The sequence below is a fragment of the Phytoactinopolyspora alkaliphila genome, from assembly GCF_010550695.1.
GTDB classification, from domain to species: Bacteria; Actinomycetota; Actinomycetes; order Jiangellales; family Jiangellaceae; genus Phytoactinopolyspora; species Phytoactinopolyspora alkaliphila.
In genome coordinates this window covers 497253-515505 of record NZ_JAAGOB010000002.1, presented here as the reverse complement: position 1 = coordinate 515505, position 18253 = coordinate 497253, and the positions used below count along the sequence as shown (strand labels likewise).

General features: G+C 66.1%; 21 protein-coding genes. 9 read left to right on the top strand and 12 right to left on the bottom strand.

What is annotated here, in order from left to right:
- Window positions 1-109 precede the first annotated feature (109 nt).
- From G1H11_RS05410 to G1H11_RS05395, 4 genes are all read left to right on the top strand, one after another.
- Entirely contained in the window at window positions 110-1294 is a 1185-nt protein-coding gene (locus tag G1H11_RS05410) for a DUF2267 domain-containing protein (protein WP_163816752.1), read from the top strand.
- 88 nt (window positions 1295-1382) lie between these two features.
- Window positions 1383-2957 (top strand): IS1096 element passenger TnpR family protein, encoded by a 1575-nt coding sequence (locus G1H11_RS05405; protein ID WP_163816750.1) that lies wholly within the window; start codon window positions 1383-1385, stop codon window positions 2955-2957.
- A 175-nt stretch (window positions 2958-3132) separates the two neighbouring features.
- The gene (locus G1H11_RS05400; protein WP_163816747.1) at window positions 3133-4854 is read left to right on the top strand and encodes an exo-alpha-sialidase; all 1722 of its coding nucleotides are present in this window, start codon (window positions 3133-3135) and stop codon (window positions 4852-4854) included.
- Between the two features lie 30 nt (window positions 4855-4884).
- A complete protein-coding gene (locus tag G1H11_RS05395; RefSeq protein ID WP_163816745.1) occupies window positions 4885-5316 on the top strand; it encodes a PPOX class F420-dependent oxidoreductase in 432 nt (143 codons plus the stop codon).
- A 134-nt stretch (window positions 5317-5450) separates the two neighbouring features.
- On the opposite strand, the gene G1H11_RS05390 is transcribed toward G1H11_RS05395, so the two are convergent.
- From G1H11_RS05390 to G1H11_RS05355, 8 genes are all read right to left on the bottom strand, one after another.
- Window positions 5451-5876 carry a cupin domain-containing protein gene (locus tag G1H11_RS05390; RefSeq protein WP_163816744.1) on the bottom strand — a complete coding sequence of 142 codons (426 nt, stop codon included), beginning with the start codon at window positions 5874-5876 and terminating at the stop codon, window positions 5451-5453.
- A 162-nt stretch (window positions 5877-6038) separates the two neighbouring features.
- Entirely contained in the window at window positions 6039-6581 is a 543-nt protein-coding gene (locus tag G1H11_RS05385; RefSeq protein WP_163816742.1) for an MOSC domain-containing protein, read from the bottom strand.
- A 129-nt stretch (window positions 6582-6710) separates the two neighbouring features.
- On the bottom strand, window positions 6711-7898 hold the full coding sequence (locus G1H11_RS05380) for a winged helix DNA-binding domain-containing protein (RefSeq protein ID WP_163816740.1): 1188 nt from the start codon (window positions 7896-7898) through the stop codon (window positions 6711-6713).
- 120 nt (window positions 7899-8018) lie between these two features.
- Window positions 8019-8294: a DUF2277 domain-containing protein gene (locus tag G1H11_RS05375; RefSeq protein WP_163816738.1), complete on the bottom strand. Its 276-nt coding sequence runs from the start codon at window positions 8292-8294 to the stop codon at window positions 8019-8021.
- 133 nt (window positions 8295-8427) lie between these two features.
- Entirely contained in the window at window positions 8428-8736 is a 309-nt protein-coding gene (locus G1H11_RS05370) for a DEAD/DEAH box helicase family protein (protein WP_163816736.1), read from the bottom strand.
- 325 nt (window positions 8737-9061) lie between these two features.
- Complete coding sequence (locus G1H11_RS05365; RefSeq protein WP_163816734.1) at window positions 9062-9523, bottom strand: VOC family protein; 462 nt, start codon at window positions 9521-9523, stop codon at window positions 9062-9064.
- A 223-nt stretch (window positions 9524-9746) separates the two neighbouring features.
- Window positions 9747-10166 carry a CHRD domain-containing protein gene (locus tag G1H11_RS05360; RefSeq protein WP_163816732.1) on the bottom strand — a complete coding sequence of 140 codons (420 nt, stop codon included), beginning with the start codon at window positions 10164-10166 and terminating at the stop codon, window positions 9747-9749.
- Between the two features lie 114 nt (window positions 10167-10280).
- Window positions 10281-10883 (bottom strand): TetR/AcrR family transcriptional regulator, encoded by a 603-nt coding sequence (locus tag G1H11_RS05355; RefSeq protein WP_163816730.1) that lies wholly within the window; start codon window positions 10881-10883, stop codon window positions 10281-10283.
- Window positions 10884-10982: 99 nt separating this feature from the next.
- Here G1H11_RS05355 and G1H11_RS05350 point away from each other — a divergent pair, with 99 nt between their 5' ends.
- From G1H11_RS05350 to G1H11_RS05340, 3 genes are all read left to right on the top strand, one after another.
- Window positions 10983-11396: a VOC family protein gene (locus G1H11_RS05350; RefSeq protein ID WP_163816728.1), complete on the top strand. Its 414-nt coding sequence runs from the start codon at window positions 10983-10985 to the stop codon at window positions 11394-11396.
- A gap of 143 nt (window positions 11397-11539) precedes the next feature.
- Window positions 11540-12223, top strand: a complete 684-nt coding sequence (locus G1H11_RS05345; protein ID WP_163816726.1) for a hypothetical protein — start codon at window positions 11540-11542, stop codon at window positions 12221-12223.
- Window positions 12224-12444: 221 nt separating this feature from the next.
- Window positions 12445-13107 (top strand): hypothetical protein, encoded by a 663-nt coding sequence (locus G1H11_RS05340; RefSeq protein ID WP_163816724.1) that lies wholly within the window; start codon window positions 12445-12447, stop codon window positions 13105-13107.
- A 67-nt stretch (window positions 13108-13174) separates the two neighbouring features.
- On the opposite strand, the gene G1H11_RS05335 is transcribed toward G1H11_RS05340, so the two are convergent.
- The 3 genes from G1H11_RS05335 to G1H11_RS05325 all read right to left on the bottom strand — a co-directional run bounded on the left by G1H11_RS05335 (window position 13175) and on the right by G1H11_RS05325 (window position 15095).
- Window positions 13175-13510 (bottom strand): hypothetical protein, encoded by a 336-nt coding sequence (locus G1H11_RS05335; protein ID WP_163816722.1) that lies wholly within the window; start codon window positions 13508-13510, stop codon window positions 13175-13177.
- A gap of 167 nt (window positions 13511-13677) precedes the next feature.
- Entirely contained in the window at window positions 13678-14097 is a 420-nt protein-coding gene (locus G1H11_RS05330) for a hypothetical protein (RefSeq protein ID WP_163816720.1), read from the bottom strand.
- Window positions 14098-14345: 248 nt separating this feature from the next.
- Complete coding sequence (locus G1H11_RS05325; protein WP_163816718.1) at window positions 14346-15095, bottom strand: WYL domain-containing protein; 750 nt, start codon at window positions 15093-15095, stop codon at window positions 14346-14348.
- Between the two features lie 52 nt (window positions 15096-15147).
- Here G1H11_RS05325 and G1H11_RS05320 point away from each other — a divergent pair, with 52 nt between their 5' ends.
- On the top strand, window positions 15148-16161 hold the full coding sequence (locus G1H11_RS05320) for a Gfo/Idh/MocA family protein (RefSeq protein WP_163816716.1): 1014 nt from the start codon (window positions 15148-15150) through the stop codon (window positions 16159-16161).
- Here the strand turns inward: G1H11_RS05320 and G1H11_RS05315 are convergent.
- On the bottom strand, window positions 16148-16570 hold the full coding sequence (locus tag G1H11_RS05315; protein WP_163816714.1) for an OsmC family protein: 423 nt from the start codon (window positions 16568-16570) through the stop codon (window positions 16148-16150). The genes G1H11_RS05320 and G1H11_RS05315 overlap by 14 nt on opposite strands.
- Window positions 16571-16667: 97 nt before the next feature.
- Between G1H11_RS05315 and G1H11_RS05310 the strand changes: the two genes are divergently transcribed.
- A complete protein-coding gene (locus tag G1H11_RS05310) occupies window positions 16668-18140 on the top strand; it encodes an NAD-dependent succinate-semialdehyde dehydrogenase (protein WP_163816713.1) in 1473 nt (490 codons plus the stop codon).
- Window positions 18141-18253: the final 113 nt, after the last annotated feature.

Sequence of the window (18253 nt, the reverse complement as noted above, 5' to 3'; positions counted from 1 at the left end):
CCCGTGTGCGCCGGGTATGCCAAGGAGGCGGCTGGCGGCGAATGCGGTGGTCGGCGTGCGGCTCGCATCGTCGTCTCGTCGTACTCCCACCGCCGGGGAAGGCGAGGTCATGTCGGAGCGCGACGAAGCCGGATCGGGCAGCCGGACGCTGGTGGTCGGCCTCATCGCCGATCCTGGTCGAGCGGCCGAGATCGCCGCCTACCTCGGCGAACATCTTCCGGACGATCTCCGCAAGAACTTGACAGGCGAGGTCACCTGGCGCGTCGAGGTTCGTGTCACCACTCTCCCGCTCACTGAGGACGGGCGCATCTCTGTTGTCGACGACGCTGAACGGCGGATGAAAAACGAGGACTGGGACATGATGGTCTATCTGACCGAACTCCCACGGCGCCTCGACTTCCGCCCGCATGTGTTCGACTTGAGCCTCTCGAAATCGGCGGCGCTCGTGTCGCTGCCGGCCTTGGGGTGGATGCGCACCCATACGCGCGCGCGGAAGACCGTGGGTTATCTGATCGGACGCATGTCGGCGCACGGGCTGGAGTGGGACGGCGACGATCCGCGGATCGCCGGGTCCCGGGACCTCACTACGGAATTCCTGGCCGGTGCCCGCGAGATCGACGGCCAAGAGGAGGGGGTGCACACCCAGCTGGTGCTCAATGGCCTACGCGGCAAGACGCGTCTACTGCTCGGCATGATCCGCACCAACCGGCCCTGGCGGCTGGTGCCCAGCATGTCGACGGCGATCGCCGCGGCCGTGGGTATCGCGGCATTCGGCGTCTTCTATTCCACGATCTGGGAGATGGGCGCGGCCTTGAGCCCGCTGCGCTTGGTGCTCGTCTCCGTGCTGGCTGTCAGCGCCATGGTCACCTGGCTGATCGTGCGCAACTCGCTGTGGACACGCGCGTCTCAGGCGACGCCGCAACGGGAGGAGGTGCTCTACAACGTCTCCACTATCGTCACGCTCGTCATCGGCGTGGCTTTCATGTACGGGATTCTCTTCACCCTGATGCTGGTTTCCGCCCTCGTGGTGATCGATCCTGGCTTTCTCGAATCCACGCTGGGTCATCCGGCCAGTTTCACGGACTATGTCACCATCGCCTGGCTGGCCAGCTCCATGGGTACGGTCGCGGGCGCCATCGGATCGAGCCTGGAATCCGAGGACGCCGTCAAGCAGGCCGCCTACAGCAAGCGCCAGCAGGAACACCTCGCTCAGCGGAAGCGCCAGGACCGGCGGGAACGCGAGGAGGAGCAAGAACGAGAAGAGCGTCAGCACGAGCGGGAGCGCGAGGACTGATCATTCGTCCGGTGCTCGCCACGGCATTCGCCAGCGCGGAACGGCCATGGACGTTTGACGTGGGCGCGATGCCGGATAGCGTGGACACGTGCCCCAGGACGGATCTCACGACAACTTCGACGGCGACCAGGACGAGCTGCTCAGACAGTTCGAGAATGTCGTCTCAGGCTTGGCTGGCGAGGAGATGCAGGATGCGCTCCGCCGGGCGCTGGCTGCCGAGGGGGGTGCGGCCTTCCCAGCCGGGCGCACCGCACCCCCATCGCGGCGTCATGCTCGCCGTCCCGACGTCGTCACATACCGGCTCAAGGTGCACCTCGCCGGCACTGAGCCGCCCCTCTGGCGTAGCCTTGACGTCGCCTCTGACCTGCGGCTCGACGATCTTCACGGCGTCATCCAAGTAGCGTTCGGCTGGACGGACAGCCATCTGCACCGGTTCGCCTCCGGCCCCGATTACAGCAGCGCCGAGACGGAGTACTACCTGTGCCCGTTCGAGGTGGAGGAGGGCGAGGTCGGCATCCCGGAGGAGGAGGTCCGGCTCGACGAGGTGCTGGTCGACGTCGGCGACGAGCTTCTCTACCTCTATGACTTCGGTGACGACTGGAATCACGTCGTCACCCTGGAGGCCGTACGGGAGCGCCCCGCCGACGCACGCAGGGCTGTCTGCGTGGCCGGCGAGCGGCCGGGGCCGGCCGAAGACTGCGGCGGGGTGCACGGATACGAGCTGTTCGTGGACGCGAACAACCCCGAAGACCCCCGGTCGGCCGATGCCGCCGCCGAGCTGTCCCGCCTCTACGGATTCTCTGGCGACTGGTCTTCCCACCGGCCCACACCCTTCGATCTCGATCAGATCAACGACGAGCTGGCGGACTTCGACGCCGGTGACGCCGAGTCCGATGCTCGACTGCCAGGGCCCGTCGCCGGGCTGCTCAGCGCGGTGTGGGCGTCGTCGCTCAAGCGGCAGCTGCGGCGGCTGGTCAGCAACGCGTCGCTCGATGAACCGGTTGACATCGACGCCGAGACCGCCGCCCAGATGGTTCACCCCTACATGTGGCTGCTGCACCGAGTCGGCGAGGACGGCATCAAGCTGACGGGTGCCGGTTACCTTCCGCCGGCGCATGTCGAAGCCGCGATGACCGAGCTCAATCTGGAAGGCGCGTGGTACGGCAAGAACAACCGGGAGAACCACGCGATACCGGTGCTGATGCTGCGAGAGTCGGCGCAGGCGATGGGCTTGATCCGCAAGTACCGTGGAAGTGTCCGGCTGACGTCGCGCGGACGTGCGCTGCTGGACGACCCGGTGGCGCTGTGGTGGCACATGGCCGAGCGCATGCCGCTGAAGTCCCGCAAGCCCTACGAGATTCAGGCGAGCCTGGTCATCTTCATCATCGTCGCCGGGATGTACAAGAACAGCGACGACGAGCTTCCTAACCTCGACGAGGCTGTGGCGAAACTGCTGGTCGCGGACACGTTGACCGCACTCGGCTGGTCGTCGGATCTCGGAGAGCCAGTCACCGCGTCGATGGCCTCCCACGCGACCCGGGAGACCGTGGTGGTGCTGCGCCGCCTGACGGGAGTCACCGACGACGATCCCCTGTTCACTCCAATCAAGATCACGCCCGGCTGTGTGGCGTTCGCGCGCGCCGCGCTTCAGCGCTGGGTCTGACCGCGGGCCACACCAGTGCCATCCACGTGATCGACTCTTGACGGTCTCGGGCGGATGCCCGTAATGTTCTGGATACCTCGACTTAATACGTATTAAGTCGTATCAGGGACTCCCGCACCATCCGAGCTCCGGCACCGACGCCCGTGGCAAATAGCCCGATGACCAGGAGGAATCCGTGACTCCCAGCGAAGGAACAGCACACTCTCAGAGCCACCACATCAGTAGGCGTGCCCTGGCTCTTGGCGCGGTGACCGCCGGAGCGGCCGGTGTGTTCGGCATCCCTGCCGCGGCCGCGACGCACGCTCCGGCGTCGTCGGCGGTCGGCGGGAGCCGGCCGGCTGCGGGTGAGTTCCACGAGTCCACCATCTTCGAGGCAGGCGATCACGGCCTGGCCGTCTTCCACGTGTTCGGCCTCGCCGAGACCACTGCGGGGACCATCCTGGCCTTCGCTGAGGGCCGCATCACCGCGCACGACGCCGATCCGCACCACATCGTCGTCAAACGCAGCACCGACGGCGGGCGTACCTGGGGTGAGATGCAGTATGTGCGCGAGTCTGACGGTGTGCAGTCGCTGATCAACCCCACGCCGCTCGTGGATCGCGATACCGGGCGGATCTTCCTCCTCTTTGCGGACTGCTTCAAAGACCCCGGAAACACGGGCGGCTCTCCGGACCGCTCCGACGTCTACCTGATCAGCAGCGACGACGACGGCCGCACCTGGTCCGAGCCCGCCGAACTGACGTCAATGTTCGACGGCAACCCGCACGGCTGGACTCTGCATATGCCCGGCCCGGGGCACGGTCTCCAGCTCTCCGACGGCCGCCTCGTCTTCCAGGTCTGGCATCGGCGCGCCATCGCCTTCCCGGTTCCCGAGCGCCGCTACGGCGTCTCCGTCATCTACAGCGACGACGCCGGCGACACCTGGGCCGAAGGCGGCAGTGTGCCACTCGACGGCGCGTATCCGCTGAACGAATCCCGGCTGATCGAGCGGCCGGATGGCTCGCTGGCCAGCTTCGGCCGGTATGCCTCCGGCGGCATACACCCGCGGATCGTGTCGATCAGCACCGATCGCGGCGAGACCTGGTCCGATCCCGTCCTCGACGCGTCCGCACGTCCGGTCAACGCCGTGGACACCGGCATCTCGCGGATCAGCGGCGGCGTCGGCAGCGACGAGCCCAGCCGACTCGTCTTCAGCCGGCCCGATTCACCCACCCGTCGCAACATGACCGTGTCCATCTCGTACGACGAGGGCATGACGTGGCCGCACAGTCGCGTCCTCACCGAGGGACCGGCGTCGTACTCGGACACCATCGGTTTGTCCGACGGCCGGATCGGTGTGCTCTACGGACGCGAGCACGCGCCGGGCATCACCACCAGCTTCTCCGCGAAGATCGTCCTCGCCACGTTCGACCTGGCCTGGCTGACCTCCGGGGCGGACACCGGCTCCGCCCGCGATCAGCTCCCGATCGCGTACGAGGTCGAGGGTCTGCCGGTGCTGGACAGCTTCGGTGGTGACGTCTCCACCGTGGACGATCCGGTCGCGAGCGGCGGACGGCGGCTCGAGATCGCCAGCACCGACTACGGCGCCTTCGTCGAGGTGGAGATTACCGTCCCGCGCACCGCGGACTACGAGGTACGAGCCCGGTTCCGCCACCTGGCCAACGCCGGCGTGGTCGCCGTCACCGTCGACGGCGAGCCCGTTGGCGGCCCGGTCGACACGTCGACGGTCTCGGTCCGGTCGCTGAAGTCCGAGACGCTCGGGACCCTGCGCCTACGGCGCGGCCGCCATGCGGTGCGGTTCACGGTGGTGGACAAGCACGTGGATTCCTCCGGTCTGCGGATGAGCCCGGATCTGATCACCCTCACGCCGGCCGGCCGTTCGCGTCGCCAGGAATAGCCACGCGGGGGTCGTGCCTTGGACCAAGACATGACTACCACGCCATTCAATCCACGCACGTTGCTGGCGGAGAGCCGGCTCGGTGTCCTCGCCACCATTAAGTCGGACGGCCGTCCTCAGCTCTCTCCAGTCACCCCTTATTACGATCGGGAGGCCGATGTCATTTACGTCTCGATCGTCGAGGGGCGAGCCAAGACGGTGAATCTGCGGCGGGATCCACGGGCGAGTCTGGAGGTCACCAGTCCCGAGGGCTGGGCTTGGGCCACTGCGGAAGGCACGGTCACGCTTACCGGGCCGGGCACCGACCCGCGCGGTCCCGAGGTCGAAGCGCTGGTGGAGTACTACCGTCGCGCTGCTGGTGAACACCCGGACTGGGAAGAGTACCGGTCAGTGATGGTGTCCGACCGTCGGGTGCTGATGACGATGACGGTCCACCACGTCTACGGCGAGAAGATCCGCTGACCGGACGGGCGAAGCAGCCTCGAGCGCCCGATATGCGATGCGTGGTGCGGTGAGGCCTGGTTGACTCGACCGGAAATGCCCATTCCAGCGGGCGCTCAGCGCACCACGCCCGTCCAGCCGCCCCTCGAAGGTGGTCAGTGCTCGTGTTCGGCGGCGTCGGACTCGGCCTTGGTCTGGTGGAGCGTGTCCTTCGGGTGCTCCGGTGGCGCATAGAGGGAGTACAGCTTGAGCGGCTCGTCGCCGATGTTCGTGACGTTGTGCCACGAGCTGGCGGGCACCAGGATGACCCAATCGGCCTCGACCTCGCGGTCGAACGACAGGTCGTCCTTGGCGGGTCCCATCTGCACGCGCGCTCTGCCGGCCTCCAGCCGGAGGAACTGGTCACGGTCGTCGTGCATCTCCAGGCCTACCTCGCCGCCCACGGGGATGCTCATGACGGTCATCTGCAGGTGTTCTCCTGTCCACAATGCCGTGCGGAACGTGGAGTTGGAGAGCGTCGCCTGCTCGATATCGACGACATAGGGTTCCGGCCCCGCATCCCTCGTGTGCTCGTCGCTCATTCCTGCTCCCCTCTTCGGTACAGGTGCCCGTGCCTTTGGTTTCCTGCTCAGGCTATGGCAGAACGGCGATGCTCGCCGTGCGTTTCCGTTCGGTCCCACCGCGACTCGTCGCACGCCGGCTGGGCGCCTACCCACCTCAACGGCCAGTGAGCCTGTGGCTCGTCACACCCGTTCGAGTGGGCGGTGCGGCTCCGCGGGGAGTACCGCGCGGACCTGGTCACCGGGGCGCACCTCACCGCCGGCGACGACGACGCTCATGATGCCGGCCTTGCGGACCACGTTGCCGTCCCCGTCCCGGTGGACCACTTCCTTGAGCAGGCCGGCCTGGAAGCCGTCGATCTGAGTGCAGGGGTTCCGCAACCCGGTCACCTCGACCACAGCCTCGTCGCCGATGTGCAGCAGGGTGCCGGTGGGCAATCCCAGCAGATCGATGCCGGTGGTGGTGATGTTCTCGCCGAGGTCGCCGGGACGCACGGTGTGCCCGGCGGCGGCCACCTCGTCGAACAGCTCGGCGTGGATCAGGTGGACCTGACGAAGGTTGGGCTGACTGGGATCACGGGCTACGCGAGAGCGGTGCTTCACGGTGATTCCGGCATGGGCGTCACCTTCTACGCCGAGGCCCGTCAGCAGTCGGATGCTGGTATGCGTGTCCTTACTGAACTCGTGCGTCGCACTCTTGCTGACTGAGGTGACAGTACCGAGCATGGTGCGAGCGGTCCTTCATCGTGGACGATTCGACCCCTTCAGCCTAGGTCAAGACTGGGCCAGGACTGTCGATCGGGTGGGCAGCTTCAGATCCCTGCCAGCTCCGCGTCGAGGTGGGTCCAAGCGCTGTCAGGCGCTGAGCTCACGTTCCAGTGGAGTGCGGAAGCTGGGGATCACCGATGCGGATCCGAGCCGCTCCTGCATCGCGGCGGCCACGTCGGTGATCGCGGACTCGGCTTCGGAGCCCACGTCTTCGAGCAGCCGCCAGACGATCTCCGGGCCCTTCATCGCCCAGCCCCCGACGATTCGCCCGTCCCACCACACGGTGGGGCCGATGTTGCCGTTGCGGTCGAAGAGCGGCTCGCGGTGCGCGCCGAGGTAGAAGTCCCGCTGCTGCCAGCCCATGGGGGTCGGGTCCAGCGCGGGAAGGAGAGCCGCGGCCGGCGCCACCGGCTCGTCGAGCTCGGCGTCGTCAGCGAGGACGATGCCCGGCACGCCCGCAAGGTCGACGTCCACGGTGTCGATGCCGGCGAGAACCTCGCGGGTGGCGCCCAGCGTCCAGCCGGTCCACCACTTCAGGTCTGCCACCGTGGCCGGCCCGAACGCCCGCAGCCATGCGGTGGCCAGCGTGGCACGGGACTCGGCCTCCGGGATCTCCGGCAGCCCGTCCGGCCATACCTCGCGCGCGGCCATCCAGGTGTGCATCCGCGAGAGCCAGGTGCCGCCGGGCCGTCCGCGCACGATTCGCCCGTCGGCGCCCATCAAGGTGAGAACCATGCTGGTGATGTGCTGCTTGACGTCCCACTTCTTGTCCGTGGTAGGCAGCAGCGCCGTGCGCAGCCGCGGCTCGGCCTCCGCGAGCTCGGTGGCGAACGACTCCCCGCGGCTCACCAGTGCCTTCTCGACACCGTTCTCCACGTCGGCGAGCCAGGCCTCGATGTCGACACCAGTGAGATCCGGCTCGGTGGGGCCGTCGGACAGCAGCTTGACCAGCCGCCGGCGCTGACGAGCGGCGATCTCCAAGCCCGCCGCGCTGTGAACGACGGGTGCGAACGGCGCCGGAGCGACGAACATGGTGCGCCGCATGCCGATGAGCTTGATCAGCGACCTGTCCTGGTACATCGCCGCGGCCATGTGGTCGAGCGTGGCCTCTGGGCACCGCGCCAGTGCGGACATGTACACCGTGGCCGGGTCGGTGGCGTGCAGCACCACCATGCTGCTGGTGGCTTCTGCGACCGACGACGCGTAATGTCCGGGCGCGAGACGGTGCCGGCGCACCAACCGGCTGCGGCGCTGTTCCGCGCTCATGGTCAGCATGACCACAGCGTAGGCACCGGCACCGACAAGGCGGTTGACGAATGGAACTCCACCCCATGTCGCGGATCGGCCTGCCCGTCCGCGACGAGGAGGCCTTCTGCGCCGGGTCGTGCCTGAGTGTCAGCTGGCGCGGGCCATCCTCGCTTGGTAACGCTCCCGCGCCTTGGCGGCGATCTCTTCGCGGTCTTTGGGAGGAGCGGTGGTCACCAGCGAGTCGAGCAGGCGCTTGGTGGCCTCGGTGATCTCGACGACGGCCTGGTCGAAGGCCTCTTGGTTCGCCTTGGACGGCTTGCGGGTCCCGGCGAGCTTGCGCACATACTGCAGTGCGGCGTCGGCGACCTCGTCCGGCGTGGCAGGCGGGGCGAGGTTGTGGAGCGGCTTGATATTGCGGCACATGTGCTCAGGGTAAGCCGGATCACGCCGTCCGTGCACAGGCTCGGAATTGATCAGAGGACGGAAATGCGTGCCCAGGTGCTGATGAAGCCAGGAGACAAATCGATCAGCTTCAGCGCACGAAGCACGCTGCGGGTCACGCCGCCGCGAGCACCGGCCCGTCGAACAAGGCATTGGCCGCCTGCTCGCCCTCGTGGATGAACGAGATCAGGTAGTTCCGGAGCTCGGCGGCGAACTGGTCGATCTCGTCGGAGTCGAAGCCGGCGATGCTCGCCAGCGCCTCGATGTCCGGCACCTCGGCATCGAGTACCTGCTCGGTCATCCGGTCGACGTCGAGCCCGCATCCCTCGGTCAGGCTGGCAATGGTCTCGCCCCGCCGAAGAGCGGCTTCGAGCGCTGTGGGTGTGACGCCGAGTACCTCTGCTGCCGCTGGAATCGCATACATGATCTCTCCTCCTTGAGAGGACGGCTATCTGCTCTGGTGCATTTGCCTGGGCAACGTCCCCTTCGCTGGATTTCATCCTTCACACGGTTCCTGAGAGGAGACCGAGAACCGGCTGAAATCCCGGTGATAGTCCTCGGCCACCTGGGCCTTTCCTCACCACCGTGATCGAGCTCATAGCCGGGTGCGTGCCCGAGATCACAGCCGGACGGGTTCACCGATACATCCGCCGGGCCGATTTCTCCTGTGGTGTTGACAGAGTTGCCGGTCTTCTTGATGCGCCAGTGCTGTCGGACCCTCACGAGCCTGCTGGCTCGAGCGGTCCGGGTCAGTCCAGGCAGAACTCGTTGCCCTCGGGGTCGGTCATCACGATGAACCCGCCGCTCAATGGGGGATCGGGCTCGTGGCGACGTACCCTCGTGGCGCCCAATGCGACGAGCCGGTCGCACTCGGCTTCCAGCGCAACCATCCGCGCCTCTCCCTCAAGCCCGGGAGCCGCACGGACGTCGAGATGGACGCGATTCTTGGCGACCTTGTCCTCCGGAACCTGCTGAAAGAACAGGCGGGGGCCGGATCCGTCCGGGTCCTCAAGGGCCGACGCCGAGTTGCGCTGCTCCTCGGGTACGCCGGTCCGCTCGAGGAAGTCGTCCCACGCGGCCACGGTGTCGGCGCCCTCTGCCAGTTCCACTCCGGGCGGCGCAGGATGGACGTACCCCAGGACGTCGCGCCAGAAGATCGATAGCGCCCGCGGGTCATGCGCGTCGAAAGTGACCTGAATGTGTCGGCTCATCGGATTTGCTCCGTTCGTAGTGGATCTCATGGTGCGTGGGTGTCTCTACATCCCTGGATCACCATGCCACCCATCACGGACAGCTACGGTCCGCAATCTCATACACGTGGCCGAGATGCCAAGTGATCGACTGGCTCGGCCTTGGCGGACCGCTGCCGGCACATGAGGCCCGCAGACACAGCACTAGCCCGGTGACCGTCACCGGGCTAGCGCCAATGAGGTGCTACTTCAGCTGGCCGCGGATCGCGCCGGCGGGGAAGTCTTCGTTGTGAACGTTGACGTAGTACGCCTTCGGATTGGCAGTGATGGCGGCGGCCAGCGCGTCGTCGATCTCGGTGCACGCCTCCACGCGCGCGCCTGACCCGTCGCCGATCTCCAGCGGGATCACGATGCCGCCGGACACATGGCGGGCACCCTGGTGCACGTGTGCGGCGAACGCGGTGTCGACCCGATCCCACTCAAGCGTGTAGCAGAAAGTGGTGCCGTCCAGGTCGTAGGTGAAGAACCCATGTCCATTGTTGTCACCGGGGCCGGTTTCCTGAGAACCGCTGAGCGGCATCGCGGGATCGGCCGAAGCCATTCCCGCCCCGATGACCGTGGCGAGCGCGAATGCTGCCGTGCCGAGTGTGGCGAGGGTACGCATGGTGCCTCCCGAGGGTCGGTAGTACCGGGGTGATCCCCTCGTGTTGTACGCGTGGCGGCCGCAAACAGATTGCGTTCTGGCGCAGAGGAATCGCCGGGTGGATCGGGTGCGTCGTCATCGGCGCAGCGACTCGAGCATCCGTTCCAGGGCTGTCATGGTGTGCGCCAGGTCGTGTTCGCGATTCGCCGAGCGGGCCAGCCACAATGCGGCCTCGTTCATCGCGCCGGAGAGCAGGTGAACCACTGGCAGGACCGGCTGGTCCGGGATCGTCCCGTCGTCGATCAGCACTTGCAGAGCTTCCTGCAGGTGTTGCATCGACGTGGTGGCGTCGAGCTCACGCCAGACCCCCCAGCCGAGGACCGAGGGAGCGTCGATCAGCATGATCTGCTGGATGTTTGGCTCCGTGCTGGCGGTCAGGAAGGTGCGGCAGCCGCTTAGCAGCTGAGTCCACGCGTCGCTCGTGGGGGCGGAGGCGGCTATTCGCTCGCCGACCTCCTGGTGCACCTGTTCCAGCACGGCTCGGAAGACGTCCTCCTTGCCGGTGAAGTGGTGGTAGAGCGCGCCCTTCGTGACGCCTGCCGCTTGGACGATGTCAGCCAGGCTCACGTGGGCGTATCCGCGAGTGGCGAAGAGACTGCGAGCTTCGCCGACGAGCGTACGGATGGTCTGCTCGCGCTGCTGTGCCTTGGTGCGAGTGGAACGTTGCCTCGACTCCATAGGGAGATCCTAGCGGTTGACATACCGAAGGTATGTATCTTACGGTGTTGTTCACACGAACATACCGACGGTATGTATCTTCGGAGGATCGAGGGAGCAATGAAACTGTCGAGCTTCTACCCCGTCATCGCCACCGACAAGGTCGCCGCCACGCGGGACTTCTACGTCAACCACTTCGGTTTCGAGGTGGTCTTCGAGGCCGACTGGTACGTGAGCCTGAACCGCCCGGGTGAGCGGCCGTATGAGCTGGCCATCCTGGACGCCACGCACCCGACTATTCCGGCCGCCTATCGGCGCCCGGTCGCCGGCCTCCTGCTCAACTTCGAGGTCGACGACGTCGACGCCGAGCACAAGCGGCTCGTGGTCGACGGCGATCTGGAGGCTGTGCTGGAGCTCCGGAGCGAGGACTTCGGGCAACGCCATTTCATCGTCGCCGATCCCGCGGGCGCGCTCGTCGACGTCATCACCGAAATCCCACCGGCCGAGGAGTTCGCCGACAAGTTCCTGGCCTGACGCGTCGCGGCGGATGGGTGCCGACGGACGCGCGATGACGGCGACACCCGCTCCCGATGGCATGGGTGCCACTGTCGTCGCGTGTCTGGGTGCCTGTGGATAGTGACCTGGCGCACTCCGCGACTAGCGTCTACCCTTCCGTCATGCTTGATCTTGGAAGCAGGGGTGGGGCTTCGCCTGAGCCGGGCGCTCGCGGATGGTGGACGCGGGCTGTGAAGAGCAGGTGCGCCGGCAGGCCTATCGCTGGGCGGACCGTCACCCGCGCCGTGCCGGTGCTCGTCGCGAGCGCCCTCACAGTGGTGGGGTGCTCCAGCGACGACGACGCTGGTCCGCTCGAGACCACACCCCCGACAACACCGGCGCAGACGGAATCCCCGGATCCGACGCCGAGTGAACCGACACAAGAACCCACGCCCGACCCCGACCCGACCGAAGAACTCGAAGCCGAGATCACCGAGTTCTTCGAAGAGTACATCGACGCGATAAATGAAAGCTGGACTTCGGAGGAGGCGCTGCAGCGTCGGCGAGAGATGTTCGCCGACAGCTGTGAAGAGTGCCTTATTGGTTACGAATTTGCTAAACGTAAGCATCACCAGGAACTGAGGTTCGAAGGTGACGATGTAGAAGTTCTGGATGTCTCTCTGGTCTCGGCAGGAGATGGCGTGGTCGTTATTACCACAGTGATCGATTCACCACCTGGGCGACTAATTGACAATGACGGCGCGTTAGTTCAAGAGTTTGACGAGTACGAGGCGGTTCAGAGCGTCTATCAGCTGGTGAAGAATGAAACAGGTGTTTGGATTATCATAAAGGGAGAAGTGATTTGAAGGCGAGGATAGTAGCAGTCGTCGTCGGAAGCCTGCTACTGTTCACGGCAAGCATTACTACAAACAATGCGTTTGCTTGCGGCATCTGGGGAGGAAATTGTCCTCCTCCGCCTGAGACTGACGGTGGTGGCGTTAAGTACATATATGACAGCGACAACCGGACGTTTTTTCCGGTGCCACCGGGGCGTGAAGGGTCGGAAACGCACGATGGCGTGGTGTGGATGGTGCGCTACGTCGTCTTGTGTGGCTCGAACGATCCGAATCAGCCGTATGACGTGCTGTGCGTGGAAGCGACTTGCGAGTCTGATGGCGCGATCGGCTACTTGACGCAGGTTTACCGGCGCGAGAGTGCCGCCGATCCGTGGGAGCCTTGGCCCGGCCGGGAGCGCACGTGCCGCACATTCAGCACGGGCGAGCCCATTCCGCTGGAGGATGTCGAAGCCGAGATCCTCGCGATTTTGGAAGAGCACTACGAGGCGGTCACGCAGCCGCGCATCGAGGTGGCGCCTGCGTACAACGCGGTGGTCAACCTCCCGGTACTCGCCGCGACCGACGACGTGGGCCCGGTGGGTTTCGAGATCGAGAACCCGTTGCCGGGGCAGGTCGACGCGGTCCCGGAGTACGCGTGGAGTTGGAGCAACGGGGACGGGGGTTCCGGGCCTGGGCGGAGTTACGACGGCACCGATCCGCTAACCCAGCCGGATCACTATCCGGTGCGTGCGATCTACTCCAGCGCGGGGGAGCAGGAGGTCGGCCTGGAAGCCACGTGGGCAGTGACGCTGACCGTGGAAGGCATCCCACCGATCACCGACATCGAACCGCTGGTCTACGAGGCTGCGGAGACATTCACCGTGCACAGTGCCGGGACCGTGCTGGTCGACTGAGCTCGGCAGCAGGCTGAGTAGACCGGAAGCCACCGCGCCTGCGTTGCGGTTGTGCGTGCTGGGGCCGCTACGCCGTCTGCTGCCGGGACCTCTTGTCCAGGATCCATTTGGCCTCGTCTACTGCTTCTTCGGCGTCGAGTTTGTCGCCCAGGGGCAGGATTTCGACGGGAGCTGCCGCCTTGTGTCCGTAGACGACCAGCGTCCATGCCGAGCCGTTCTCGCCCCGAACGACGGGTAGACCGTCGCAGGTGGGCTCAGCGTCGTCCTCCGAGTCGGTGACGACGCGGACCGCGGGCTCGCTCTTCTCGGAGAAGCAGGTGAGGCAGAGCCATCCCAGCCGGGGGCTACGCCACCGGGGGGCACCGCCGGCACAGCCGTAGCAAGGATAGCTATCGATCTTCATGGCCCACCAACCTTGCCAAGATCAGTCCTTCATTCCTTAAAATACGTGTTTCGCTATTGGAGTTGAAGCATAGTCCCGCCGATGTCCGTGTCAAGCGGCACTGGTGATCATAGATCCCCGGCAGCGCCGGTCGGTAGTAGCGATGCCGGGGATCCTCTCCAATGGGTTCACCCCCTCCGGCGAGTCCGCGGCTTCGGGTGAATGATCTGGTGAGCGCGCTGATGAGAGACGCCGAGGATGGTTCCGACGTCTCGCAGCGACAGGTTCATCTCCACTAGGGTGCGGGCCGCTTCGCGCAGCTCCTTCGCGGCGGTGCCGTTGGCCCACGACGCCGTACCGCGCAGGTTCTGCGCGCGATCGATGCGCTGGGCGGTCTCGGTAGGCAGGCGTGCCCGGACCTCGACGCTCACGGTGGACGCGGGCACGTCGAGGTGCGCCGCGATGCGTAGTCTCTGGTCTTCGCGGGCGTGGGTCAGAAGCCTCGCCGAGGAGTGGACCGACGGGTACTGATCACACGTCACGAACCAGTGCTCGTCCTCCCTGACGGCCGTGCTCGTCAGAGAGTGGTGGGGTAAGTTGTTCGGCATGGTCCCTGCCTCCCTTTTCAGGTTGGGGAACTAGGGACTGCGCGGAGGCTAGTCCGTGCAGTCCCGCCCCAGATCCCGGTTAGATCATGTGTTCGATTCTGCCATTTGGGTCTGACACTGTCCGGTCGGACCCGGAACCCGGACAACGTCGCCAGTTGCCTGTAGGGACACACAGCGCTTCCGCTCAGCACGGTCGTGCGCAGCGCTCGGGTAGGCCTGTCTCAGAGCGGTGAAGCGATGAGGTGCCGTTACCGGCCGTCGGCGCCGTCCGCGTGATGGCTCAGCAGCTCGCGCGCCAGATCCACGCCGACATCTCGCAGGTGGGTGGGTGTCACCACGAATGCGCGCGGACCAGCGACCACCAGCAGCAGCCCGAGCCGGTGTTCCACCGGGGGCAGGAGATGCGCCCGGAGCCGGACCTCGCCCTCGTCTTCGTGGATCACCTCGACAGACTCGGCGAAGCGTTCCACCACCCAACGATCGTCCTGTGGCACCACAACGTCCACGGCAGTGACGTCGCGGTTGCGGGCGATACGCGCGTCCACGTCCGGCGGCCGGTCGAACATCTCGTCGAGCAGCGTTGCCGAGCGAATTCCGGACAAGAGGAATGTGCCTACCCGCTCGTCGGGAAGGCCGGCGTCGAGCTCCCAGCCGCGGCGGGTCTTGGTCAGCCGGTACGGCTCGATCACATGCTCCCGCACTCCCGGTTCCCAGGCCCGGGCGTAGATCAGGGCCAGGCGATGACGGGTGCGCAATGCATCGCCCACCGTCGCCACCAGGCCGGCGAGCCAGTCGCTTCGCCGGGCTCCGATTCCTTGCAGCGTGGTGGCGAGCAGTGCTTCGAGCGCGCTCTCGAGCAGATCTCCCCACCTGCCGAATGATTGGCGATCACCGTAACCGATACCGGCCGTGCTGACCAGGGTCCGGGACCGAGCTGACCAGCTGCCGCCGGTGGTCCGCACCCGGCGACCACCGGCAGGGACGATGTCAGCGAGCACCGATAGCGTTGGCCGGAGACGACGCTGACAACGTACGAAAGAAGCGATGACCATGGCTGAACCGGTCCGTTGGGGCGTACTCGGCTGCGCGTCGATCGCCGTGAACAAGGTGATCCCCGGAATGCGGCAAGCGGCCAACTGCGAGATCGCCGGGATCGCGTCGAGAAACCTCGAGCGTGCGGACGAGGTCGCGGCTCAGCTCGGTATCGCGCGCACGTACGGCTCCTACCAGGCGCTGCTGGACGATCCGGAGATCGAAGCCGTCTATATCCCGTTGCCGAACAATCTGCACGCCGAGTGGACGCTCAAGGCCGCTGCCGCAGGCAAGCATGTGCTGTGTGAGAAGCCGCTGGCCATGACCGCGCACGAGGCCCAGACGATGGTGGCTGGCTGCCGTGAGGCGGGAGTCCTGCTGATGGAGGCGTTCATGTACCGCCACCATCCGTTGTGGGTCCGCGCCCGTGAACTCGTCGCGGAAGGCCGGATCGGTGAACTGACGGCTGTCGAGGCGATCTTCTCGTACCACAACACAGATCCGGCCAACATCCGCAACATCCCCGAGCTGGGCGGCGGCGCGTTGATGGACATCGGCTGCTACCCAGTGAACGTCGCCCGGATGATGTTCGACGCCGAGCCGACCGCTGTGCAGGCCATGGTCCGGCGCGACCCGGTGTTCGGCACCGACGTTCTGACATCGGCGCTCCTGGACTTCAACGGCCGGCATGCGACGTTCATCTGCTCTACCCAGCTGGAGCGGGACCAGCGGGTGCACCTGCTGGGCACTGAGGGCCGTCTGTTGGTGGAGATCCCGTTCAACATCCCGCCGCGGATGCCGACCAGGATCATCCACACAGCCGGCGGCAACCCGCCGGAGGCACCGGAGACCGAGGTGATCGAAATCCCGGCTGCGGATCAGTACGGGATTCAGGGTGAGCTGTTCGCGTCCGCCATCCGCAACGGATGGCCGGTGCCGACGCCGCCGGGGGATGCGGTGGCGAACATGAAGGTGATCGAGCGGATCTTCGCGGCCGCCGAAGCCTCGGACGCCGCAGTTACTCGCTCCTGATGGCTACCGGAGTGGCGACCTCGACGGTTCGGCTCACTGTACAGAGGCGATCACGGGATTTCGCGATCGCATCCGGCAGGACCTTGCGCGCCGCGTCACCGTCGTCGCCGTCGGGGAACCGGACCCGGAAGGCGAGCTCGAGGTTCTCCATCCGGTTGCCGGACTCGTCGCGGATCTTGTCGCCGGTGGCCTCGACCTCGAAGGAATCAGGGTCGGCCCGCCGCGTGGTGATGAAATCGACATCGATGGCAGAGCAGCCGGCCAGGGCGGTGAGCAGGAGTTCCACGGGCGTGAACTCGTTGTCGTTCCCTTCACCGAAGATGAGCTTGCCGCCGCGGGGATTGGTGGCGACGTACTGCCGGGACGCCACGCGCTCGATGGACACGGATCGATGAGTGTCTTCAGCCATGGCTCCCACCCTGTCAGAGGGTGCAGGATGGCCACGATGGTGGGCGTAGCCTGGCTGATGCGTAGCGTTGAGAAGACAGTGACGTGGACCGAAGGGGATGAGATCGGTGTCCGATCGAGAGCAGGCAGTGCTGAGCAATGTCCCGACGGGCTTGTTCATCGGCGGATCATGGCGTGACTCGTCGTCGGGGACGCGTTTCGACGTCACCGACCCGTCCACCGGCAAGATGCTCACCACGGTGGCCGACGCTACGCCGGAGGACGGCAAGGATGCGTTGACCGCCGCTGCCGAAGCGCAGCAATCCTGGGGAGACACACCTCCACGTGAACGCGGCGAGATACTTCGTGGTGCCTTCGAGCTCATCACCCAACGCATCGACGACCTCGCCCTGGTGATGACACTGGAGATGGGCAAGTCCGTCGCGGAGTCACGCTCCGAGGTGACCTACGCGGCTGAGTTCTTCCGCTGGTTCGCCGAGGAGGCGGTCCGCGTCTCCGGCCGGTACTCGATGGCGCCGACAGGCGGCAGCCGCGTCCTGACGATGAAGCAGCCGGTGGGCCCTAGCCTGTTCATCACACCGTGGAACTTCCCGATGGCCATGGGAACTCGCAAGATCGGCCCTGCCGTCGCTGCCGGCTGCACCATGGTGGTGAAGCCCGCCGCCGAGACGCCCTTGTCCATGCTCGCCCTCGCGTCCATCATGGAAGAGGCCGGGCTCCCGGAGGGCGTGCTCAACGTCGTCCCGACCTCTTCCAGTGGTGCGCTGGCGGAGCCGCTCATCCGAGACCCGCGGCTACGGAAGCTGTCCTTCACCGGATCCACCGGAGTGGGTCGCAAGCTCATCGAACAATCCGCTGAACAGGTACTCCGGGTCTCGATGGAGCTGGGCGGCAACGCGCCGTTCCTGATCTTCGACGACGCCGACCTGGACGCCGCTGTCGAGGGCGCGGTGACGGCCAAGCTACGCAACGTCGGTGAGGCGTGCACCGCGGCCAACCGGTTCCACGTCCACGAATCCGTGGCGGACGAGTTCGCCACCAGGCTGGCTGAGCGGCTGTCCGCGTTGCGGGTAGGCCGCGGCACCGACGACGGCGTGGACGTCGGGCCCTTGATCAGCGCCGAGCAGCGGGGGACGGTAGAGACCCTTCTGGCCGACGCCGTGGAACGGGGGGGTCGTGTCCTGACCGGTGGTTCGCGCGTCGGCGACGCCGGGTACTTCTTCGAGCCCACCGTGGTCACTGGTGTGCCGGCTGGTGCGCGGATCCTGGCTGAGGAGGTGTTCGGCCCGGTGGCACCGATCACCACCTTCAAGAGCGAGGACGACGCCCTGGCGCAGGCGAACGACACCGAGTTCGGCCTGGTGAGCTACGTGTATACGCGAGACCTGCAGCGTGCGTTGAGGGTGTGCGAACGCTTGGAGACCGGCATGGTGGGGCTGAACGCGGGCATCGTGTCCAACGTGGCGGCACCGTTCGGCGGCGTCAAAGCCAGTGGTATCGGACGAGAGGGCGGCTTCGAGGGCATCGAGGAGTTCCTGGAGACCAAGTACGTCTCTGTGGCGTTGCCCTGATCATCGAGGGGGATGCGTATCGAACGCGGGTGATGACAGCCAGGTCGTCCGCCCTTCCCGGCCGTCTAGTGGATGAACTCTTCCGGGTGCCTGCGTTGACGGTACCGGTGGCT